Raw genomic sequence first — 20835 nt, 5'->3', positions numbered from 1 at the left:
CTGGCCGTGAGCGGCGCGGGCTTCTTTGCGCTGGCTCTGGCCACGGAGCGCCATGCCGAGCATCTTCTGGGGCGCCTGCCTGCACCGCGTTGGCGGATGCTGGCGCGCACTGCTGGTTGGCTGTTGCTGGCGGTATCGCTGGCCTGGGCCATCGAGGCGCTGGGTACAGGTATCGGCATCGCACTCTGGCTGGGCTGGCTGAGCATCGCGGCACTGGCCTGGGTCTTCACGTTTCCCCTGTGGCCTTGGCAGCCACCCGCGCGGGCCCACCCCCTGCGCAAGAGCAAAGCACCGCCGGACGCGCCTGTGGCCGTGAAGGGAGTGCGTACGCGCCGTTGTATTGCAGCCAGCCTGCTCGCACTCTCGGTGGTGGGTTTCGCGCTTGCGCTGGCCCGTGTGGAGGTGCAGCCGCTCAAGCGTCCCGATGTGATGCAGGGTACGGTGGGACCATGGCCCTTCACCTTTGCCGAAGCCGACCGCGGAGTGCCCGAGATCATGGAGATGGATGTCCCCATGAAGGAGTACCACCTGCGCTTTTGTGAGGTCTGCGATAGCGAAATCCGCCAAGCCTATTTGAAGGTCCACAAGCCCCGCTCGGCACGTGCAATCGGCATGGCTTTCATGGGGCAAAGCTGGACGCGGCGCGTGGAAATTCCGCTGCCCACCACCACCGAGGCCAACAGCGAGCTCTGGCTGACCGTTGTGGGCAAGGACGGAGCAGTGCATCAGACCGCATTGCGCCTGTCCCAGGCCTCGCCTGCCACTGTGGTGTGGTTCGATGAACAGAGGAAAGACCATGCTTCGCACTGAAAGAATGACCGCCCGATGGCTGCTTGCCTTCGGCCTGACGCTTGCTTGCGCCACGGTGTTCGCACACGAGCCTGTGGCCCGCTGCTTCCTGCTGGATGAAGCCACCGTGCGCTGTCGGGGTGCGACCAACGATGGCGACGAGATGCCCGGCTCGCGCATGGAAGTCATCGCACTGGACGGTACGCCGCTGCTCGAAGGCAAGCTGGGCGCCGACTCCACCTGGACCTTCAGGATGCCCACGCAGCCGTTCTATGTGCTGTTCGACATCGGCCCGGGATTGCAGGTCAGCGTCGAGCAGGAAGAGATCACTGCGCCTCCCCGCAGCCGCACGCCGCGCTGGATGCGCACGCCATAACCCAAGAAAAAGGAGAGGGCCATGTTGCCGTTCCACCCATCACGACACACCACACTGCGCTGGCCAGGTGCAGGCCTGGTCTTCGCGGCAGGACTGCTTGCCGCCACACTGGCGCGCGCCGACTACCTCTGGATTCAGCCCGAGGCGAATGGAGCCAAGGTCTTTGCGGGCGAGCTGCGCAAGCCGCTGGAAAAGCTTCCGGCACTCCAGGATGCCAAGGCCGTTCTGCCCGAAGCCGGGGAGGCCAGATATGCGCAGGCTGCGGATCACTTCGATGTTCCGGGTGCCGCAGGCGATACGCGCTTTGTCGCCACCCGCATCGGCGCCGATGGCGTGCTGACCTACTACCAGGCCCGCTTTGGCAGAGCGCAGACCGAGGCCGTCAACGACCTGGAGCTGGTGCCCACCGAACCGGGCGGCAACACCTATAGGCTCATCTTCAAGGGCCGACCGGTCGCCGCCAGCCAGGTCAATGTGGACACCAGCGAAGGCTGGCACCGCGTGCTCACTCCGGCCAAGGACGGCACGGTCAGCTTCACGCCTTACATCCCCGGCTTGTATGTTCTGGAAGTCACTGCGCGCGTGAACAACGGCAGCGTGACCTTGAACGGCAAGAAGTACGACGACGTGCGCCACACGGCCACGCTCAGTTTCGAGATCCCCCGCTGATGGCGGCCCGCTCCGTGCGACGCCGGCTCAGGACCGGCGGGGGCAAGCTCGCCCTGGCGATCCTGATTCTGCTGCTGTCTGCTGGGGGCTGGCTCCTGTTGCGGCCCGATTCGCCCTCGACATGGCAGACTGCAGTCGTCAGCCGCGGCGACATCGAATCCAGCGTTGCGGCCATAGGCACGCTGCAGCCCGTGCGTTCGGTGGAGGTGGGCGCGCAGGTGTCGGGGCAGATTACCCGCATCCATGTGCAGGCCGGCGATACGGTCGAAAAGGGCCAGTTGCTGGCCGAGATCGACGCCAGCGTGTTGGCCGCCACGGTGGAAGCCGGGCAGGCACAGATTGCCAGCTTGCGGGCCCAGCTTGACGATGCACAGGCCCAGGCAGAACTGGCAGGACAACAGCACCGCCGCCAGCAGCAGATGGCATGCGCTGAAGCCACGCGGCTGGAGGACGTACAGACGGCTGCGGCCACGCTGCGCTCGGCGCGGGCCAAGGTGGCACAGTACGAGGCCACGATCCGCCAGACGGCGGCCAGCCTGCGCGCTGACGAGGCGCGGCTGGGCTATACGCGCATCTATGCACCTATTGCAGGCGTGGTGACGGGTATCGATGTCAAGCAGGGCCAGACACTCAACGCCACTTACCAGACACCCACGGTGCTGCGCATTGCCGATCTCTCGCGCATGACGGTGTGGACCGATGTGTCCGAGGCGGATATCGGCCGCGTCAAGGCGGGCCAGGCCGCCTACTTCACCACGCTCGGCAGCGACAAGCGCCGCTGGGCCGGAACGGTACGCCAGGTGCTGCCGGCACCACCTGCTGCATTCGGTACGAATCCCTCTGGTGGCAGTGGCGCGGCCGCGGCATCGACCACAAAGGCTGTGCAGTACACCGTGCTGTTCGATGTGGCCAACCCCGATGGTGCCCTGATGCCGCAGATGACGGCCCAGGTCACCGTGGTGGCTGCCGCAGCCAAGGGCGTGCTCACTGCCCCGCTGGCCGCCTTCCAGCCCGCCAGTGACCCAGAGATGCATGAGGCTCGCCTGCTCGCTGAACAGGCCCCTGGCCAGGTCGTGGAGGTTCGCCGCGTGCGCCTGGGCGTGAGGGACCGGCTCCATGCCGAAGTGCTGCAAGGGCTGGCCGAAGGGGATCGCATCGTCACCGGCGAAACCGCGCCAACCGCTGGCCCCAGGAGATTCCGATGGTGACGCCACTCATCGAGCTGCGTGGCATCCGCAAACGCTACGGCGGCGGCTCCACGGGACGGCCCGAGGTCGAAGTGCTGCATGGCATCGATCTGGCCATCCATGCCGGCGAATTCGCCGCCATCGTGGGCCAGTCCGGATCAGGCAAGTCCACGCTGATGAATCTGCTGGGTTGCCTGGACCGGCCAAGCGAAGGCACCTACCGCTTTAACGGCCAGGACGTGGCCGGGCTGGACGCGGACGAGCTGGCCTGGCTGCGCCGCGAGGCGTTTGGCTTCGTGTTCCAGGGCTACCACCTGATCGCCACCGACTCAGCTTGTGAGAACGTGGAGATGCCGGCGATCTACGCCGGAAAAAACGAGGCCGAGCGGAAAAAACATGCAACTGCCTTGCTGGGGCGCCTGGGGCTTGCCGGCAAATTGCACCTGCGCCCCAACCAGCTCTCTGGCGGCCAGCAGCAGCGGGTATCCATCGCCCGGGCACTCATGAACGGCGGGCGCATCATCCTGGCTGACGAGCCCACGGGCGCACTGGACAGCCAAAGCGGCGCGGAGGTGATGGCGCTGCTGCACGAGCTGGCCGATGCGGGCCATACCATCATCCTCATCACCCACGACCGCGAGGTGGCGGCGCAGGCCCGGCGAGTCATCGAGATTCGCGATGGGCGAATTGTTGGCGACAGCCAGAAAGGCCAGCCCACGCCGGGCCGCGCGCCGGCCGCTCTTCTTCCTGCCAGCGCGATGCAGGCACGGCAACACCCAGGGACGCCACTGCTGGCAGACCTGCGTGAGGCGCTGCGCTCTGCCTGGCGCTCCATGCGCATCCACCGTTCACGCGCCGCGCTGACTTTGCTGGGCATCGTCATCGGTGTCGCCTCGGTCATCGTGATGCTGGCCGTGGGCATGGGAGCGCGCGAAGAAGTCGTAGCGCGCATGGGAGCCATGGGCTCGACCGTGATGTACATCAACAACCGCATACCGCCGCAGGGCGGGCCAGAAGGCGTGACGACGCTGGCCGACCTGGAAGAAGTGCAGAAGCTGCCGGAAGTGGCGCATGTGATGCCCGTGGCGCGCGACCCGGCCATGGTGCGCCATGGCAACGTGGCTTGGCAGGCCGACACCATCGCTGCAACCCCTATGTGGCCGGCGATCCATCACTGGCCTGTGGCCGAAGGCCGCTTCTTCACCGAGGCGGAAGATGACGAGTTGGCGCCGGTGGTGGTGATCGGGCAGAAGGTGCGCGAGCGCTTCTTCGATGCTGCGTCCCCGCTAGGCCAGCAGCTTCTCATCGGCAACTCGCCCTTCCAGGTGGTGGGCGTGATGGCGGAGAAAGGCGCCGGCGAAGGAGGCCGGTCCCAGGATGATCTGGTGGTAGTGCCTTATCGCTCGGGGATATTGCGTGTGTTTCCCAATGGGCGCAGCTTCGAGCCGCACTACACAGTGGTGCAGGCGCGCGACTCGGCCAGCGTGCTGCCTGCCCAGGCGGCCATCGAGGACTTGCTGCGCCAGCGCCATGGGCGCGAGGACTTCTTCGTCGCCAACGCTGCAGCACGCTTGCAGGCCGAGGCGCAGGCCAAGGACTCGATGACGACGATGCTCAGTCTGATCGCAGCCGTCTCGCTGCTGGTGGGCGGCATCGGGGTCATGAACGTGATGCTCATGGCGGTGAAGGAGCGCACGCGCGAGATCGGCATCCGCATGGCGACCGGCGCACGCCAGAGAGACATTCAACGGCAGTTCATGACCGAAGCGGTGCTGGTGACCATGGTCGGCGGCACGGCCGGAGTCGTGGCGGGGCTGGCCATCGGGGCGGGGCTGATCGTCTGGGGAAACTCGCTGGTTTTCTCGGTGAGCGCCATGCTGCTGGCATTTGGCTGCGCAGTAGCGACCGGACTGGTGTTCGGCTTCATGCCGGCGCGGCAGGCGGCAAGGCTAGATCCGGTGGTGGCGCTGGCAGGGGAGTGACGATGCTGGCAAGTGCAGCTATTGCTTTGGCCAGCGCTGCGTTCTTGCTGCTTGCGCAATGCCGATGGGCTCTCGACCCTGATCGAGCAGGCCCGGGCGCAGAGCCTGGGCGTGGCTCCAATATAGATTGTTGCAACAGCGCCATCCGGGTCGATTCAGGCGGGCTCTTGCAGTTTTGCTGCCGTTCCTTTCTGAAACGGCAGCTGTGGACATTTAGACCTGCTAACACAAGCCTTGATACGTCGTTGCTTCGCCTTGTCGTACTTTTGTACTGCCTGTGGCTTCGCGCCTCGTCTCAAACGCCAACCCTTCGGGCCAGTGCCTTTGCGGGCGGTCTGCAGCGTTGCGAATCCTCGCAATAGCACGGCTATTGCTGCGGTATCGCACCTTGTATCCCATCCCGCACAGACACTGGCGCGGCACCGAGGAGATCGTAAACACGCTCTTAGTCAAACGGCCTGGGCCTTGGCGTCTCGTCGCTGGAGGGCGGCAGAATCGGCAGGCCGATGCGTGGCTGGTCGCCTGTCAGGGTCTTGAGAAAGGCCACGATCTTGCTGTTTTCGTCCTCGCTGAACTTGCGGCCCAGCTGCAGCCGGCCCATGACGTCCACGGCCTGGGCCAGGGTGTCGGCCGCGCCGTCGTGGAAGTAGGGGTAGGTCAGCTCCACATTGCGCAGCGTGGGTACCTTGAAGTTGAAGCGGTCGGCGTCGTTGCCGGTCACGGCGGAGCGGCCTTCGGCGCCCACGCTGTCCTTGTAGGGCTCGACCACGCCCATCTTCTGGAAGGAGTTGCCGCCCACGGCCGGGCCGTTGTGGCAGGCCACGCAGCCGCTTTCCTTGAACAGCTTGTAGCCGGCCAGCTCGTTCTTGCTCAAGGCCTTGCTGTTGCCCTTGAGCCATTGGTCAAAGCGCGAGTTGGGCGTGACCAGGGTTTCTTCGAAGGCCGCGATGGCCGTGGTCACCTGGTCTATGTTCAGGGGCTCTTTCTGGAACACCTTCTTGAACTCGGCGCGGTAGGCGGGAATCGAGCGCAGCACGTCCACGGTGAGCTCATGCGTGAAGGCCATCTCCTTGGGGTTGGCGATGGGACCGCCGGCCTGCTCCTTCAGGTCCTTGGCGCGGCCGTCCCAGAACTGGGCCAGGTTGAGGCTGGAGTTGAGCACCGTGGGCGAATTGATCGGGCCTTTTTGCCAGTTGTGGCCGATCGAGGTCTTGAGGTTGTCGCTGCCGCCCATGCTCAGGTTGTGGCAGGAGTTGCAAGAGATGAAACCCGAGCGCGACAGCCGGGGCTCGAAGAACAGCTTTTTGCCGAGCTCGACCATGGCCGGATTTGCGACCTTGGCCGCGACGATGGGCGAGATGGGCTCGGAGGCGGCGGCCTGCTGGGCCTGGGCCGGTGCAGCCAGACCCAGTCCCAACGCTGCGGCCAGCAGGGAGTTGGCCAGCGACGGTGCGAAGCGGTGTTGCAGATTCATGAAGTTCCCATCGTTTTTTATGGTTTGTAGCCCCGGGCTCATGACCTGGGGTCGTGAGGTGTCTGGCTCTTTTTGCAACCCTTTTGGCGACCTTGGGAGGTGTTTGAGGCAGTTGCCTTGAGCAGACATCTTGATTTGACTCCCTACAATTCGCATGGGTATTGCGCATGCTCAAACACAGGGCCGTAGAGGCCTGGATCAGACACCGCCCCACGCGAGCATGGGCTTTGAGAATAATTTCTGGCAAGTTGGGAGACAGCCCATGGCAAGCATTTACGAGCAGGACCTTGAACGAAACGAGGCCAACCATGCGCCCTTGAGCCCGCTGGGCTTCATCGAGCGCACGGCCGAGATCTACCCGCAGCAGCTGGCCGTGGTGCACGGCGATCTGCGTCGCACCTGGGGCGAGACCTATGCGCGCTGCCGCCAGCTGGCCAGCAGCCTGCAGCGCGCGGGCGTGGGCAAGAACGACACCGTGGCCGTGATGCTGCCCAATACTCCGCCCATGGTGGAGGCGCATTTCGGCGTGCCCATGGCGGGGGCGGTGCTCAATACGCTGAACACGCGCCTGGACCCGGAGACGATTGCCTTCATGCTCGACCACGGCGAGGCCAAGGTGCTGATCGTCGATCCCGAGTTCACGGGTGTGGTGGCCAGGGCGCTGGCGCTGCGCACGCGCCGCCAGCCCCTGCTGGTGATTCAGGTCGAGGATGCGCTCTACGGCACGGCTGCCGAGCAGGTGGGCAGCGTGGACTACGAAAGCTTTGTGGCCGCCGGCGATGCGCAGTTCGCCTGGCAGCTGCCAGGCAGCGAGTGGGATGCGATCGCGCTCAACTACACCAGCGGCACCACGGGCAATCCCAAGGGCGTGGTCTATCACCACCGGGGCGCGCACATCAATGCCGTGAGCAATGTGCTGGAGTGGGACATGCCCAAGCACGCGGTCTATCTGTGGACCCTGCCCATGTTCCACTGCAACGGCTGGTGCTTTCCCTGGACCGTGGCCGCGCGTGCGGGCGTCAACGTCTGTCTGCGCCGCATCGAGGCCGCAGCCATCTTCGAGGCCATACGCGCGCATGGCGTCACGCACTACTGCGGCGCGCCCATCGTCCACAGCCTGCTCGTGAATGCGCCCGAAGCGCTCAAGACCGGCTTGCCTGCAGGCGTGAAGGCCATGGTCGCGGGGGCGGCGCCGCCGGCCTCGATGATCGAGGGCATGGAGCAGCTGGGCTTTGAGATCACCCATGTCTACGGCCTCACCGAAATCTACGGCCCGGCCACGGTCTGTGCCAAGCATGCGGCCTGGAGTGCGCTCGACATTGGCGAGCGTGCGCGCCTGAACGCGCGCCAGGGCGTGCGCTATCACCTGCAGCGCGATGCGCGCGTGCTCGACCCCGAGACCATGGAGCCCGTGCCCCATGACGGCCAGACCATGGGCGAGATCATGTTCCGCGGCAACATCACCATGAAGGGCTATCTGAAGAATCCCCAGGCCACGCAGGAGGCCTTTCGCGGCGGCTGGTTCCACAGCGGCGACCTGGCCGTGCAACACCCCGATGGCTACATACAGATCAAGGACCGCAGCAAGGACATCATCATCTCGGGCGGGGAAAACATCTCCTCCATCGAGGTCGAGGATGCGCTCTACCGTCACCCGGCCGTGCTGGCTGCGGCCGTGGTTGCCAAGCCCGATCCCAAGTGGGGCGAGACGCCTTGCGCCTTCGTGGAGATCAAGGCCGGTGCCGAGGTGACGGTCGAGGACATCGTGGCCCACTGCAAGCAGCACCTGGCCGGCTACAAGGTGCCGCGCGCCGTGGTGTTCGGCGAGCTGCCCAAGACCAGCACGGGCAAGATCCAGAAGTTCGAGCTGAGAAAGAAACTCACTCCCTGAACGGCTGCGCTGCGGGTTGCCTTTCTAGGCCGCCCTGGGCTGCGCCTGCGGCAGCTCCATGTTCCTGGCCGTGGCCAGCATGGTCGCGCACAGGGTTTCCTGGCCGTCCCGGCAGGCGTAGACCTGGGCCTGGGCCACGGTGAGCAGCTTGGCGGCCTTGAGCACGCTGCCGCGCGCCACGAGGCTGCTGCCGTTGGCCGGGCCGACGATCTTGAGCGTGCAGTCTATGGTGGCGTTGACCCAGCCTGCGGGCAGCAAGCTGCCGGCTGCGGCCATGGCTGCAAAGTCGGCGGCCGCGAAAATGGGCGTGGCCTGCAACTGCCCGGGCCTGAAGCTCAGGCTCTCCTGATAGGGCAGGGTCAGCTCCACCTCGCCGGGGGCAATGCGCGTGAAGCGCAGTTGCAGCGTTTGCGCGGCCGGCATGGACAGGACCAGGGCCTGCAGGTCGCGCGCATAGTGTTCATTGGCTGGGGTCATTTTCTCTACCTTTGGGGTTGCGGGCTTGGGGGGCGCGGACGCGGGGAAAGCCGGGCTTGCCGTGCGCAGCCTGCGGGCGTGCCGATGCAGGCGCACGCTCGTGCAGCCATGCGATGTGCTGGCTCAGCTGATTGCGCAGTGCCTGCTGGCGGGCAATCAGTTCGTCCACTTCGGCCATGCGCTGCTGCAGGAGCGCGATCATCCGGTCCGTGCCCAGAGTCTGGCTGCGGTAGGCGGGCAGGATTTCGGCAATGTGTTTGAGCGAGAAGCCGCAATGCCGCGACATGGCGATGAAGCGGAGTTCGCGGATCACGCCTTCGTCGAACTCGCGGTAGCCCGAGGGGCGCCGCCGGCTGGCGATCAGCCCCAGGCTTTCGTAGTGGCGTATGGCATGGGCCGAGACGCCTGCACGCCTGGCGAGTTCCGAGATTTGCATGCGGGGCAGGTTAACAAGCTTCGCCTTGCACGAAGCTTGTGGCAGGTGGCGATTTTTTTGCAGAACCCGTGAAGAGATTCAAAAAGAGAAGCGGCTAGCGCTTGCCAGTATTGGGTTTCAGAAGGTAAACCCTTTGAATTCCAAGACTGGCAAGCGCTAGCCGCTCCTGTTTTCAATGGCCCGCAGTCTTGGAGAACAGCTGTATGACGAGCACGCCGGCCACGATCAAGGCCATGCCGGCGATGGCGGGGCCGTCGAGTTTCTGGTTCTGCCAGAGCCAGCCGACCACGGAGATCAGCACAATGCCCACGCCCGACCAGATCGCATAGGCCACGCCCGTGGGGATGCTGCGCAGCGTGAGCGAGAGAAAGTAGAAGGCGCACAGATAGCCCACGGCCGTGATCACCGTGGGCCACAGCCGCGTAAAGCCCTGGGACTCCTTGAGAAAGGAGGTGGCAATGACCTCGGCGACGATGGCCAGGCCCAGATAGGCGTAGTTGGAGCTCATGGGAGCAGGGGCGTCAGATTGCGGCGCGGCTGCCCGTGCCCTCGGGCCAGCGCGTGAGCACGTCGAAGCCGGTTTCGGTGACAACGACCATGTGCTCCCATTGCGCGGACAGCGACTTGTCGTTGGTGATCACGGTCCAGCCGTCGGCCAGCTCGCGCGTCGCGGCCCTGCCTGCGTTGAGCATGGGCTCGATGGTGAAGATCATGCCGGGCTCCAGCGTCATGCCCTGGCCCGGCTGGCCGTAGTGCAGCACCTGGGGATCGTCATGGTAGATCTGGCCTATGCCGTGGCCGCAGTAATCGCGCACCACGCTGAAGCGCTCGCGCTGAGCCACGCTTTGAATCGCATGGCCGATGTCGCCCAGCGTGGCGCCGGGGCGCACGGCGCGTATGCCGGCCAGCAAGGCCTCGTAGGTGGTCTCGACCAGGCGGCGCGCCTGGTTGCCGGGCTGGCCCACGTAGTACATGCGGCTGGTGTCGCCGATCCAGCCCTCGGGCGTGGTCACGGCCACATCCACGTTGAGGATGTCGCCTTCCTTGAGAATCTGGCGCGCATCGGGAATGCCGTGGCAGACCACATGGTTGAGCGAGGCGCAGACCGTCTTCGGAAAGCCGTGGTAGCCCACGTTGGTGGGCTTGCAGCCGAGCTCGCCGACGATGAAGTCGTGGGCCAGGCGGTCCAGGTGCTCGGTGCTGACCCCGGGGCTGACATGCGGCACCAGCATTTCCAGCACGCGCGCAGCCAGATGGCCGGCCTTGCGGGACTGCGCAATGGCGGCAGCATCGTGCAAGGGAACGCTATGAGGTTTGCCGCGCTTCATTGCAGGCCTTTCGCCGCAGCGGCGCCCAGGGCCGGCATGGTTTTCTTGCCCGCCTGGCGGTCGGCGCGCTCATGGAGCAGGGCGCATATGCCTGCATAGTCGAGCTGGGGATGGAGTTCTGCCAGGCGGCCCACGCGCAGCCAGTGCTCGGCCTGGGCGTTGATGGAGCGGCTCAGGGCCGTGCTGGACAGGCGGATTTGATCGTGCAGATCGTCGGATATTTTTACGATTCCCATAGGGCCGGAATCATAAAGCCAATATACGTTTCGTATATTTTTCGGGTTTTTGCCAGGCCTCAGAGCAGGCCCTCGATGGGCAGCCAGCCGAGGATGTGCAGCATCAGGCGCTGCAGCACATGGGTGCCGGGCTCGGTGTCTGTGGTCTGGGGCAGGGGCGGCTGGCCCGCGAGGCTGGTCCAGCGCAGCCGGCCTTGCGTATCGAGGTCGAGCGCATAGGCGGCATGGGCCAGGCTGTGGTCGAGCATCTCGCTCATCTGCGCGGCCAGCGCGGGGCTCTCGATCACCAGGCCCATCTCGGTGTTCAGCAGCGCCGAGCGCGGATCGAAGTTGAATGAGCCGACAAAGACGCGCTGCCTGTCGATGGCAAAGGTCTTGGCGTGCAGGCTGGTTCCCGAGCTGCCGGGGCTGGAGCCCGAGCCCGAAGATCCCATGGCCTTGACGGAGGTGCTGGCCCTGGGTGCGTCGGGCGTGGCTCCGGGCTGGCGGCGCAGCTCGTAGAGGGCGATGCCCTGCTCCAGCAGGGGCTTGCGGTACCGGGCGTAGCCCGCATGGACCAGGGCCACATCCGTGGCCTGCAGGCTGTTGGTGAGCACGCGCACCTTGACGCCCTGGCGGCTGAGCGCAGCCAGCGCGTCCACGCCAGCCTGGGTGGGCACGAAATAAGGCGATACCAGATCCAGCTCGCGCAGGGGCTGGCCGATGACGGGCGCCAGCTGGGTCAGCAGCAGGCCTTGCTCGTCGGCCTGGCCGAGCACCTTGGCCGGATCGTCGCTGACCAGGGTGGCATGGGCCCAGTGCAGGGGCAGCTCGCCTGCGAGCAGCTCCGTGCTGAAGCGGCTTTGCGTCACGGCCTGCACATAGTCCCGGGCCCTGGGGCGCTGGATCTCGAAGCGCAAGGACTGGTAGGCCTTGGCCACCGCATAGTCGGGCAGGACCGGCAGCAGCCTGTCCACGGGATAGGCCGAGGCACTGTTCCAGTACAGGTCGAAGGCCTGGGCAATGCTCTGGACCACGGGGCCGGCGGCCATGACGTCCAGATCGGCGAACAGCACGCCGTCCGTGGCCGCGAAATATTCGTCGCCGATGTTGCGTCCGCCCACGATGCTGGCCTGGCTGTCGGCCGTGAAGCTTTTGTTGTGCATGCGCCGCTGGGTGCGCGAGAAGTCCGTGAGATAGCCGAGAAACTTGGGCGTGCGCTGGACAAAGGGGTTGAACAGCCGGACCTCCACCTTGGGGTGCTGGTTCAGCGCGGCCAGTTCGTTGTCCAGGCCAGCCGTGCCGCCATCGTCGAGCAGCAGGCGCACGCGCACGCCGCGCTCGGCCGCCTGGTGGAGCTCGCCCAGCAGCAGATGGCCGGTGGTATCGCCGCGCCAGATGTAGTACTGCACATCCAGGGTGCGCTCGGCCGCGCGTGCGAGCAGGGCCCTGGCCGCAAAAGCATCATGCGCATCGGGCAGGGGATGGATGCCGCTGCGCCCCGGGTGCTGCTCCTGCAGCGGGGCCAGCGCCTGGCCCAGTCGCGTCTGTCTGGCCTGATCCTCGGGCAGGGCCCGGGATTCGCTGCGGTCCGTCAGCGGAGGAAGAGAGCAGGCGGCAAGCATCAGGCAGGAGAGGGCGGGCAACAGAATGCGGTGGATGCCGCGCAGGCATGGGGGCATGAAAGACGGCTTCAAAGAACTCTGGTCCTGCTCAATGCAGCCACTGGATGAAGAGCTGTATGAGCGTAGCGTTGACGATATCCACAAAAAAGGCTCCGACCATGGGCACGATCAAAAAGGCCTTGTGCGAAGGGCCGTACTGGTTGGTGATGGCCTGCATATTCGCCACGGCCGTGGGCGTGGCACCCATGCCGAAGCCGCAGTGGCCGGCGGCCAGCACCGCAGCATCATAGTTGCGTCCCATGAAGCGGAAGGTGATCAAGGCCGCATAAAGGCCCATGACCACGGTCTGTGCGGCCAGAATCACCATCAGCGGGGCGGCCAGGCCGGCCAGCTCCCACAGCTTGAGCGACAGCAGGGCAATGGCCAGATAAATGGACAGCGAGGCATTGCCGAACACATCGATGGCGCGGTCGAAGACCTGGAAGCGAAACACATAGTCGAGCGTATTGCGGATCAGCACGCCGCCGCCCAGCGCCCAGACAAAGGTGGGCAGCGCGAACTTTGTGCCTTCGCTCGCATGCGTCATGAACTCGGCAAAGCCCAGGCAGCCTGCGAACAGGGCCAGGGTTTCGATGGCGGCGTTGGTCGTGATGAGGCGCACCTGGTCGGGGTTCTCGAAGCCGCCGAGCTCCGAGCCTTCGCTCAGGGGTGGCTGGTTTTGCGGGGCCTGGGCTTCGGTCATGGGCTCGGCCAGGCGGCGGCGCGTGATCAAGGCCTTGGCCAGCGGCCCGCCTATGAGTCCGCCGATCACCAGGCCGAAGGTTGCGCAGGCAATTCCCAGGGTGATGGCACCGTTGATGCCGTACCGGTTTTCGAACACCTCGCCCCAGGCGCCTGCGGTTCCATGGCCGCCGGTGAGCGTGACCGAGCCTGCGATCAGGCCGACCAGAGGATCCAGCCCCAGCGCGCTTGCCAGGCTGATGCCCACGGTGTTCTGCACGGCGATGAAGACCACGACAATGAGCAAAAACAGCAGCAGGGACTTGCCGCCCTCACGCAGCTTGGAGAAATTGGCGCTCAGCCCGATGGACGAGAAGAACACCAGCATGAAGGCGGTTTGCAGATCGCTATTGAAGGTGATGGAGTAGCCGAGAAAGTAATGCAGCGAGAACAGCGCCGCCGCGACGACCAGGCCGCCCGCCACGGGCTCGGGAATGTTGAACTCGCGCAGAAAGCGGATGCGGTGCACCAGCCATTTGCCCAGCAGGAGGACAAGCGCGGCGCTGATCAGGGTGTAGTAGCTGCTGAAGGTCAGGTGCATGGTGTTCGGAAACGTCAAAACGCACCTCGGCCATGGGGCGGGTGCGAAGGCCCCGCCCCTTGAGTCAGGTGCGAGACAGGTCGGGAAAGCCCGGGAATTGTGTCTCGGTGTATGCCCGCGCAATGTAGGCGCAGGCCTTTTCCCGATGCTGGAGGTGGCGGGAATCCCTGGTGTCAGCCCTCTACCGGGCCGGGGCGGCGATCCAGCACGCTAAAGCGTGCCTGGGTGAGCACCGGGCTGTTCGCCAGCAAGGGGTTGAGCACGGTGCGCAGCTCGCAGTCCCAGCGCTCGGGCGTGATATCGGCCCAGCCATAGCCGCGTTCCTCGCAGCGTGCGAATAGCACCTGCGGGTTATGGGCGCGCACTGCGTCCACCTTGGCCTGGGTGGTGCCGCTGCGCGAGCTGATGGAGGTGGTGCAGAATTCGCTGGCCACGACGGGGTTGTCCGGGGCCGGTGGCAGATCGGCCCGGGCGGGCAGGGCGCAGACATAGTTCTGGTGTATGTCTCCGCCAAGAACCACGCTGTTGCGCGGCGCCTTGCCGGCTGCCCCCGACAGCTGCTGCATGAGGCGCTGGCGCGCCGCAGGGTAGCCATCCCAGCTGTCGCTGGCCTGCACGCCCGAGGGATAGCGGCGTGCCGAGAGCAGGGTGGTCTGGGCCATCACGCTCCAGCGCATGTTCTGCTCGGAGCTGCGTGAGTCCGTGCCGGCATCCTGGGCCAATTGGCGGTACAGCCAGCGCTCCTGGTCCCAGCCCAGAAAGCTGCGGCTGGCTGCATGCAGGGCCTGGCAGTCGCCGGGACGCACACTGCCCGCATTGGGCGCGCCGGTCGTGCGGCAGGCCTGGAGGTCGCGGTACTGGCGCCCGTCCAGCAGGTGCAGATGCGCAAGCCGGCCCCAGCGCAGGCTGCGATAAAGGCGCGGGCCGGAAAGGCCGGCAGCCAGCGTGTCGGCGCGCAAAGGCATGTTCTCGTAGAAGGCCTGGGTGGCTGCTGCACGTCTGGCCGCAAAGCGCTGGGCATTGCCCATGCCCTGCTGGCCGGCGTAATCGTTCTCCACTTCATGATCGTCCCAGATCACAGCCCAGTTGCAGGCCGCATGCGCAGCCTGCAGATGAGCATCGCTTTTGTAGAGTGCATAGCGGTCGCGGTAGTCCTGCAGGCTTTGTGCGGTGCGCAGGTTGTGGCTGCGCGCCATGCCCAGGCTCAGGCCTGGAGAGGCCGATTCGTAGATGTAGTCACCCAGGAAGAGCACGAGATCGGGCGGGTCCTTGAGCATGTGCGCCCAGGCCGCGTAATAGCCATGCTCCCAGCGCTGGCAGCTGGCATAGGCCAGACGCAGTCTTTTGGGCAGGCTGTCCCGCGCGGGCGCCGTGCGGCAGCGGCCTGTGGTGCTTACGGCATCGCCGAGCATGAAGCGGTAGTAGTACCAGCGGTCGGGGGCGAGCCCGTCCACCTGCACGTGAAGTGAGTGGCCTTGCTCCGGCAGGGCCATGGCCTGGCCCGAGCGCTCCATATGGAGAAAGCGCGAGTCATGCGCGAGCTCCCAGCGCACGCTCTGGGCAGGCAGGGTCGTTGGCAGGCCTGGCGCGGCTGGTGCCAGGCGGGTCCAGAGCAGTACGTTGTCGGGTTCGGGGTCGCCACTGGCCACGCCCAGCGTGAACGGGTTGTAGCCCGGGCGCTCGCCCATGCGCGCCCAGGCGGGAAGCTGACCCATGGCCGTGGCCAGGCTGGAGGCCAGCAGAAAATGGCGCCGGGAGTAAACCTCATGGACGCAGGCGGGCAAGAACATGTCTTTGTATCGGTTGTCCATGGCGCATTCATCGGCATGGCCGGAGGCTGGTGCATGCCAGGGCCGAGGCGGGCCTTGGCCGCTTTATTTCGGCATTTCTTCGTGCGGCCATTGTGCTCCCGATGAGCAGGCGATGCAGCGGCCGCTGCGCAGTTTGGCGCGCAGCATCGTGGCTTGGGCGCGTCGCAGAAGCTCGCCCGTGCTGTCACTGCTTTGCAATTGAACGATTCCTGCACTCAGGTTCAGGTGCAGCAGTGCCGTGTCCGAGCTGCCCAGATGCATGGGGGTGCTGTCCAGCACACGTTGCAGGCGCTGCAAGGCAATCAGGGCCGAGGGCTCGTTGGTCTCGGGAAACAGCAGGACAAAGGTCTGCTCGTCGTGACGGCCTATGCTGTCCTCGGGGCGCAGATTGCGGCGCACCAGATGGATCATGTGAGCCAGGGCTGCGGCGCCGATGTTGTTGCCATTGCCGTCGCTCAAGGTGAGTACTTCATCCATGTCCAGCATGGCCAGGCTCAGGGGGCGGTGATGGCGTTTGGCACGTGCCACCTCGGCGCTCAGGACTTCGCCCAGACCCTGGTGGTTGAGCTGGCCCGTAAGCTCGTCGCGGCGTGTGCGCAGCTCGGCTGAGTCGAGCTCCTGCTGAAGCTCCTGGATCTGTGCCTCGCGGGCCTCGGTCTGCTGGCGCAGGTCTTGCAGCTCCAGATGGGCCGTGTGGCTGTTGCGTGCGAGATTGTGCGTGGACTCCAGCAACTGCTGCAGCAGCGGGGCTGCATCCTCGGGCTTGTGCATATGGGCCAGCCTGCGTGCGGCCCGCTCCATCTGGTTGTCCAGCGCTTCATGGCTGCTGGTGATTTCGGCCAGCCTTTGCACAAAGCCGGCGAGCAGGGTCTTGAGAGCCTGCTGGGCGTCGTCCACGCCTTGCTGCAACTGGCTGCGTCGCAGCAGCAGGGCTTGCAACGCATGTTGGGCCTGTTCCAGCTGGGCAGGCCTGAGCGGAGGGGCAACGGCTTTCTTCAGCGAAGCAAACTGCGGTGCCAGCCATTTGTCCCCTTGCGAGTCCAGCGCCAGATGCTCGATCAGCGCGTGCACAAGGGCTAGCAGCGAGCGGCGCACCTGGCCCTGGTCTGCCACGAGCAGCGAGAGCTGGTAGTGCTGGTCATGCAGGCAGTTGGCCAGGCTTGCGGCCTTGACCGGGACGGCATGCAGGACCTGGCCGAGCTGGGCGTGCAGTTGCAGTGCCAGGGGATCGAGTTCTTCGAGCAGGGGCTGCAGCAGCTCGAAGCGGCGCTGCAGCTGATCGACCAGCGGCAGCGGCAGGGCCCGGGCTGGTATCGGACTTGAGCCCTGCTCCGTGCTCGGCAGGGCCAGGATCTCAGGCGCACGCATGGCTGCGTGGGCATAGGCAACCATGGCCTGCTGCAGGCTGTGCCAGTCGCGCAGCTCCACGGCATCGCCCAACTGGTCTCTGAGGCGCTTCTGGGTCGAGGTCTGCGCCGGCAGCAGGGCGTGTATGCAGCGCAGTGCTCCATGGGGAAAGCGCGGCGGATTCATTTTTCCGGCCGCGCTTTCGTAGAGCTGGGCGTAATTCTCCGGGGTGGGCGGCAGCTTTTTCAGTGCCAGTTGCCTAAGGGTTTCGCGGGCAAGGTCGGATGCGGAGCGTTCAACCATGGACAGGCATTGAGGGAATAGGCAATGCCCCGGAGTTTGACACGAACGTGCGCGTTTTTCACTCGTTATTGGTCAGAATCAGTTTTCCCTTGACCTGGCGTGAACCCATGCGTTCGTAGGCTGCGTGCAACTCGGCCATGGGCAAGGATTTGTCGATCACGGGCTTGATCTTTGCTTGCTCGTACCACTGTCCGAGCTCCATCATCATGCTGGCATTGGCCTTGGGTTCGCGCTTGGCGAATTCGCCCCAGAAAACCCCCACCAGGGATGCGCCTTTGAGCAGGGCCAGGTTCAGCGGCAGGGAAGGGATGGGCCCGGAGGCAAAGCCGATGATCAGGTAGCGGCCGCGCCAGGCGATGGAGCGAAAGCAGGGCTCGGCATAGTCTCCACCCACGGGGTCATAGATCACGTCCGGACCCTTGCCATCGGTGGCGGCCTTGATGGCTTCGCGCAGGTCGCCCTGGCTGTAGTTGATGGTCAGGTCCGCTCCCTGCTCCTTGCACAGTGCGCACTTTTCATCGCTGGATGCGGCGGCGATCACGCGGGCCCCGGCAGCCTTGGCTATCTGTATGGCGGCCGTGCCCACGCCGCCGGCAGCGCCCAGCACCAGAACGGTCTCGCCCGCCTTGAGCTGGCCCCTGTCCATGAGCGCATGGTGCGATGTGGCATAGGTCATGATGAAGGCCGCAGCCTCTTCGAAGCTCATGCTTTCGGGCAGGGGCATGCACATGGCGGCGGGCGCCAGCGTATGCGTGGCGAATCCACCGGTGCCAGAGAGGCAGGCCACGCGCTGGCCGACCTGCAGGTGGCTGACGCCGTCACCCAGGGCCACCACGCGGCCTGCATATTCCGAGCCCGGAACAAAGGGCAGTGGCGGCTTGATCTGGTACTTGTTTTGTACGATCAGCAGATCGGGGAAATTCAGGCTTGCGGCCTTGACCTCGAGCAGAACCTGACCAGGCCCAGGGGTGGGCATGGGAAGTTGGGTCCACTGCAATTGGTCAACGCCTGTGGGTGTCGTGCAAAGCCATGCGTGCATGCTGTCTCCTTGAAGGTTTGCGGCGATGAGTTTGCGACGATGATATGGGCCGTGGCTGGAACCTGCATGTCCCAGGGGCGACCAGCAGCCGCCTACAATTCGCTGCACTATTTGCTGTACCCATGAAGATCCTCATTTCCAACGACGACGGCTATCAGGCCCCAGGCATCGTGGCCTTGTACGAGGCGCTGCGCGAGGTCGCCGAGGTTGAAGTGGTGGCACCCGAGCACAACAACAGCGCCAAGTCGAATGCCTTGACGCTGAACGCCCCGCTGTATGTGCACACGGCCCACAACGGATTTCGCTATGTCAACGGCACGCCTGCGGATTGCGTGCACATAGCTCTCACGGGCTTGCTTGGCTATCGGCCCGACCTGGTGGTCTCGGGTATCAATAATGGCGCCAACATGGGCGATGACACCATCTACTCGGGCACCGTGGGCGCGGCCATGGAGGGCTTTTTGTTCGGCATTCCCGCGATCGCCTTTTCCCAGGTGGACAAGGGCTGGGCCGAGATCGAGGCCGCTGCTGCTGCCGCGAGGAACATGGTCGCGGACATGCAGTCCCAGAGCCTCATCGGCACCGCGCCCTGGCTGCTCAACGTGAACATTCCGAATATGCCTCTGCAGGCGCTCAAGCCGCTCAAGCTGTGCCGTCTCGGCAGGCGCCATGCGGCTGAGCGCGTGATCACCCAGCAAAGCCCGCGTGGCGAGACCATGTACTGGATAGGCAGTGCGGGCGCGGCCAAGGATGATTCCGAGGGCACGGATTTCCATGCCACGGCACATGGTCATGTCTCCATGACGCCGCTCAAGGTGGATTTGACGGATCATGAGCATCTCGGCTATTGGGCCCAGACTGCTGCCAGGCTGGCCGGGCACGCTGGCGCCGTGCGCGCTCCAGCCTTGGAGGCAGGCATGGCGGGGCTGGCGTGAGCGAGCGTCGTCTGCCCTCGTGGGTTGCGCGCTCTGCCCAGGGTGCGCCCCCGGCGTCGGCCAGGAGCGTGCAGCCGCGCCCGGCCCAGCCCGGCGCTGTGCCCATGCCCTCGGGGCTGGGGTTGGATTCGGCAGCCGTGCGCGCACGCATGGTGCAAAGGCTGGCCGCGTCCGGCCTGAAGTCGGCCGCCGTGCTCGAAGCCATGGGAGGCGTTGAGCGTCATCGCTTTGTCGACAGTGCCCTGGTCAACCAGGCCTATGAAGACACCAGCCTGCCCATAGGGCTGGGTCAGACCATTTCAAAACCCAGTGTGGTGGCGCGCATGATCGAGCTGCTGCTTGATTGCGATGCTGCAAGAGATGGCCGGGGGCGGGTGCTGGAGATCGGCACGGGCTGCGGTTATCAGGCAGCCGTGCTGGCCAGGGTGACGCGCGAGGTCTATTCCATAGAGCGGCTGCGGGGCCTGCACGAGAAGGCGCGCAACAATCTGCGCCCCTGGCGCCTGGCCAATGTACATTTGATTTTTGGTGACGGCATGCTGGGCTATGCGGGTGGTGCGCCCTATGCGGGCATCATCTCTGCGGCTGGTGGAGAGAACATGCCTGACGCCTGGTGCGAGCAACTGGCTGTGGGTGGGCGCTTGATTGCGCCCATGGTGGTTGCCCCCGGTCGTCAGGCCTTGCTGGTAATTGACAAGAGTTCCTATGGGTTTACTCAGTCGGTTCTGGAAGCCGTGAATTTTGTCCCCCTAAAATCGGGGATCGCCTAGAAGGGAATATTTATGTTGGTATCGAGAGGTCTTGGAGCTTTGGGTGCATGCGCGCTTGCGGCAATGGTGCTGACCGGCTGCGCTTCCCAAGACAACAGGGCTCCTGTTGAAGATCGGGGTGCTCCGGTGTCTGCCAGTGCCAAGCCGCTGCCTGGCGCGGAGAATGCAGGCAAGCCGGGCTATTACACGGTCAGGCCTGGCGACACCTTGATCAGGATTGGCCTGGAGGCTGGGCAGAGCTGGAAAGACATCGCTCGCTGGAACAGTCTGGACACTCCCAACCTCATCGAGGTGGGACAAGTGTTGCGCGTGGTGCCACCCAGCATCACGGCGAGTGCGGGCAGCAGCGCCGACAGCGCGCGTACTGGTTCGAGTTCGGCATCGACTTCTGGCGTGGTGGTCACGCCCATAGGCAGCAACCAGGCTGCAGTGGCGCCCGCAACCCAGCCCCCGGCAACGACGCCGGTCACACCTGCCGCCAAGGGCGGCGACGAGCTGGATTTCATCTGGCCGGCTCCAGGAGCTTTGATTGCTGGCTTTGACGAGTCGCGCAACAAGGGCTTTGATATTGCGGGCAAGGCCGGTGACCCGGTGGTGGCCGCAGCCGATGGGCGTGTGGTCTATGCAGGGGCCGGGTTGCGCGGCTATGGCAACCTCATCATCCTCAAGCACAACAACACCTACCTTACGGCCTATGCCCACAATCAGGCGTTGCTGGTTAAGGAAGACCAGTCGGTGCGCAAGGGCCAGAAGATTGCCGAGATGGGCAGCACGGATGCAGATCGCGTCAAGCTGCACTTCGAAGTGCGCCGCCAGGGCAAGCCCGTGGATCCCGCACGCTATCTGCCCCAGCGTTAATC

At 65.1% G+C, this 20835-nt stretch carries 20 protein-coding genes; 9 read left to right on the top strand and 11 right to left on the bottom strand.

What is annotated here, in order from left to right; translation table 11 throughout:
- The 5 genes from G486_RS0107905 to G486_RS0107885 form a co-directional block, all read left to right on the top strand.
- The coding region (locus tag G486_RS0107905) for a DUF3325 domain-containing protein (protein WP_084455115.1) at positions 1–810 on the top strand (810 nt) is incomplete at its 5' end.
- Positions 797–1165, top strand: a complete 369-nt coding sequence (locus tag G486_RS0107900; RefSeq protein WP_211233758.1) for a hypothetical protein — start codon at positions 797–799, stop codon at positions 1163–1165. The genes G486_RS0107905 and G486_RS0107900, both read left to right, overlap by 14 nt.
- Before the next feature lie 21 nt (positions 1166–1186).
- Positions 1187–1834: a hypothetical protein gene (locus G486_RS0107895; protein WP_034386881.1), complete on the top strand. Its 648-nt coding sequence runs from the start codon at positions 1187–1189 to the stop codon at positions 1832–1834.
- Positions 1834–3042, top strand: coding sequence for an efflux RND transporter periplasmic adaptor subunit (locus G486_RS0107890; RefSeq protein ID WP_027015058.1), 1209 nt, complete (start codon positions 1834–1836; stop codon positions 3040–3042). The genes G486_RS0107895 and G486_RS0107890 overlap by 1 nt, the downstream gene beginning before the upstream one ends.
- The gene (locus G486_RS0107885; RefSeq protein WP_027015057.1) at positions 3036–5003 is read left to right on the top strand and encodes a MacB family efflux pump subunit; all 1968 of its coding nucleotides are present in this window, start codon (positions 3036–3038) and stop codon (positions 5001–5003) included. Before G486_RS0107890 ends, G486_RS0107885 begins: the two co-directional genes overlap by 7 nt.
- Before the next feature lie 445 nt (positions 5004–5448).
- Here the strand turns inward: G486_RS0107885 and G486_RS0107880 are convergent, their stop codons facing one another.
- Positions 5449–6477 (bottom strand): cytochrome-c peroxidase, encoded by a 1029-nt coding sequence (locus G486_RS0107880; protein WP_156919944.1) that lies wholly within the window; start codon positions 6475–6477, stop codon positions 5449–5451.
- Positions 6478–6739: 262 nt separating this feature from the next.
- Here G486_RS0107880 and G486_RS0107875 point away from each other — a divergent pair, with 262 nt between their 5' ends.
- Positions 6740–8368 carry an acyl-CoA synthetase gene (locus G486_RS0107875; protein WP_027015055.1) on the top strand — a complete coding sequence of 543 codons (1629 nt, stop codon included), beginning with the start codon at positions 6740–6742 and terminating at the stop codon, positions 8366–8368.
- A 24-nt stretch (positions 8369–8392) separates the two neighbouring features.
- Here the strand turns inward: G486_RS0107875 and G486_RS0107870 are convergent, their stop codons facing one another.
- From G486_RS0107870 to G486_RS0107825, 10 genes are all read right to left on the bottom strand, one after another.
- Positions 8393–8845, bottom strand: coding sequence for a PaaI family thioesterase (locus G486_RS0107870; RefSeq protein WP_027015054.1), 453 nt, complete (start codon positions 8843–8845; stop codon positions 8393–8395).
- Positions 8829–9281 carry a MerR family transcriptional regulator gene (locus G486_RS21770; protein WP_034386879.1) on the bottom strand — a complete coding sequence of 151 codons (453 nt, stop codon included), beginning with the start codon at positions 9279–9281 and terminating at the stop codon, positions 8829–8831. Before G486_RS21770 ends, G486_RS0107870 begins: the two co-directional genes overlap by 17 nt.
- A 172-nt stretch (positions 9282–9453) precedes the next feature.
- Entirely contained in the window at positions 9454–9789 is a 336-nt protein-coding gene (locus G486_RS0107860) for an SMR family transporter (RefSeq protein WP_027015053.1), read from the bottom strand.
- A gap of 13 nt (positions 9790–9802) precedes the next feature.
- The gene (gene map / locus G486_RS0107855; protein WP_027015052.1) at positions 9803–10609 is read right to left on the bottom strand and encodes a type I methionyl aminopeptidase; all 807 of its coding nucleotides are present in this window, start codon (positions 10607–10609) and stop codon (positions 9803–9805) included.
- Positions 10606–10845: a ParD-like family protein gene (locus G486_RS0107850; RefSeq protein WP_027015051.1), complete on the bottom strand. Its 240-nt coding sequence runs from the start codon at positions 10843–10845 to the stop codon at positions 10606–10608. Before G486_RS0107850 ends, map begins: the two co-directional genes overlap by 4 nt.
- A 59-nt stretch (positions 10846–10904) precedes the next feature.
- Positions 10905–12506, bottom strand: a complete 1602-nt coding sequence (locus G486_RS0107845; RefSeq protein ID WP_051303283.1) for a phospholipase D family protein — start codon at positions 12504–12506, stop codon at positions 10905–10907.
- 31 nt (positions 12507–12537) lie between these two features.
- Positions 12538–13770, bottom strand: a complete 1233-nt coding sequence (gltS, locus tag G486_RS0107840) for a sodium/glutamate symporter (RefSeq protein ID WP_027015049.1) — start codon at positions 13768–13770, stop codon at positions 12538–12540.
- A 173-nt stretch (positions 13771–13943) separates the two neighbouring features.
- Positions 13944–15560, bottom strand: a complete 1617-nt coding sequence (locus G486_RS0107835; RefSeq protein WP_034386877.1) for an alkaline phosphatase D family protein — start codon at positions 15558–15560, stop codon at positions 13944–13946.
- A gap of 84 nt (positions 15561–15644) precedes the next feature.
- On the bottom strand, positions 15645–17231 hold the full coding sequence (locus G486_RS0107830) for a GGDEF domain-containing protein (RefSeq protein WP_027015047.1): 1587 nt from the start codon (positions 17229–17231) through the stop codon (positions 15645–15647).
- A 58-nt stretch (positions 17232–17289) separates the two neighbouring features.
- Entirely contained in the window at positions 17290–18270 is a 981-nt protein-coding gene (locus G486_RS0107825) for an NADPH:quinone oxidoreductase family protein (RefSeq protein WP_027015046.1), read from the bottom strand.
- Positions 18271–18392: 122 nt separating this feature from the next.
- Between G486_RS0107825 and surE the strand changes: the two genes are divergently transcribed.
- From surE to G486_RS0107810, 3 genes are read left to right on the top strand one after another with little or no spacing between them, the layout of a single operon-like run.
- A complete protein-coding gene (gene surE / locus G486_RS0107820) occupies positions 18393–19205 on the top strand; it encodes a 5'/3'-nucleotidase SurE (protein ID WP_027015045.1) in 813 nt (270 codons plus the stop codon).
- Positions 19202–19975 carry a protein-L-isoaspartate(D-aspartate) O-methyltransferase gene (locus tag G486_RS0107815; RefSeq protein ID WP_027015044.1) on the top strand — a complete coding sequence of 258 codons (774 nt, stop codon included), beginning with the start codon at positions 19202–19204 and terminating at the stop codon, positions 19973–19975. The genes surE and G486_RS0107815 overlap by 4 nt, the downstream gene beginning before the upstream one ends.
- Positions 19976–19987: 12 nt before the next feature.
- Positions 19988–20833, top strand: coding sequence for a peptidoglycan DD-metalloendopeptidase family protein (locus tag G486_RS0107810; protein WP_027015043.1), 846 nt, complete (start codon positions 19988–19990; stop codon positions 20831–20833).
- Positions 20834–20835 lie beyond the last annotated feature (2 nt).

The organism is Comamonas composti DSM 21721 (genome assembly GCF_000429845.1).
Taxonomy (GTDB): domain Bacteria; phylum Pseudomonadota; class Gammaproteobacteria; order Burkholderiales; family Burkholderiaceae_C; genus Comamonas; species Comamonas composti.
This window is presented reverse-complemented; position numbering and strand designations above follow the sequence as displayed.

Excerpts from the sequence above, each read along its gene's own strand:
- G486_RS0107900 (WP_211233758.1), top strand. The coding sequence starts at position 797 with ATGCTTCGCACTGAAAGAATGACCGCCCGATGGCTGCTTGCCTTCGGC.
- G486_RS0107895 (WP_034386881.1), top strand. The coding sequence starts at position 1,187 with ATGTTGCCGTTCCACCCATCACGACACACCACACTGCGCTGGCCAGGT.
- G486_RS0107890 (WP_027015058.1), top strand. The coding sequence starts at position 1,834 with ATGGCGGCCCGCTCCGTGCGACGCCGGCTCAGGACCGGCGGGGGCAAG.
- G486_RS0107885 (WP_027015057.1), top strand. The coding sequence starts at position 3,036 with ATGGTGACGCCACTCATCGAGCTGCGTGGCATCCGCAAACGCTACGGC.
- G486_RS0107880 (WP_156919944.1), bottom strand. The coding sequence starts at position 6,477 with ATGAATCTGCAACACCGCTTCGCACCGTCGCTGGCCAACTCCCTGCTG.
- G486_RS0107875 (WP_027015055.1), top strand. The coding sequence starts at position 6,740 with ATGGCAAGCATTTACGAGCAGGACCTTGAACGAAACGAGGCCAACCAT.
- G486_RS0107870 (WP_027015054.1), bottom strand. The coding sequence starts at position 8,845 with ATGACCCCAGCCAATGAACACTATGCGCGCGACCTGCAGGCCCTGGTC.
- G486_RS21770 (WP_034386879.1), bottom strand. The coding sequence starts at position 9,281 with ATGCAAATCTCGGAACTCGCCAGGCGTGCAGGCGTCTCGGCCCATGCC.
- G486_RS0107860 (WP_027015053.1), bottom strand. The coding sequence starts at position 9,789 with ATGAGCTCCAACTACGCCTATCTGGGCCTGGCCATCGTCGCCGAGGTC.
- map (WP_027015052.1), bottom strand. The coding sequence starts at position 10,609 with ATGAAGCGCGGCAAACCTCATAGCGTTCCCTTGCACGATGCTGCCGCC.
- G486_RS0107850 (WP_027015051.1), bottom strand. The coding sequence starts at position 10,845 with ATGGGAATCGTAAAAATATCCGACGATCTGCACGATCAAATCCGCCTG.
- G486_RS0107845 (WP_051303283.1), bottom strand. The coding sequence starts at position 12,506 with ATGCCCCCATGCCTGCGCGGCATCCACCGCATTCTGTTGCCCGCCCTC.
- gltS (WP_027015049.1), bottom strand. The coding sequence starts at position 13,770 with ATGCACCTGACCTTCAGCAGCTACTACACCCTGATCAGCGCCGCGCTT.
- G486_RS0107835 (WP_034386877.1), bottom strand. The coding sequence starts at position 15,560 with ATGTTCTTGCCCGCCTGCGTCCATGAGGTTTACTCCCGGCGCCATTTT.
- G486_RS0107830 (WP_027015047.1), bottom strand. The coding sequence starts at position 17,231 with ATGGTTGAACGCTCCGCATCCGACCTTGCCCGCGAAACCCTTAGGCAA.
- G486_RS0107825 (WP_027015046.1), bottom strand. The coding sequence starts at position 18,270 with ATGCACGCATGGCTTTGCACGACACCCACAGGCGTTGACCAATTGCAG.
- surE (WP_027015045.1), top strand. The coding sequence starts at position 18,393 with ATGAAGATCCTCATTTCCAACGACGACGGCTATCAGGCCCCAGGCATC.
- G486_RS0107810 (WP_027015043.1), top strand. The coding sequence starts at position 19,988 with ATGTTGGTATCGAGAGGTCTTGGAGCTTTGGGTGCATGCGCGCTTGCG.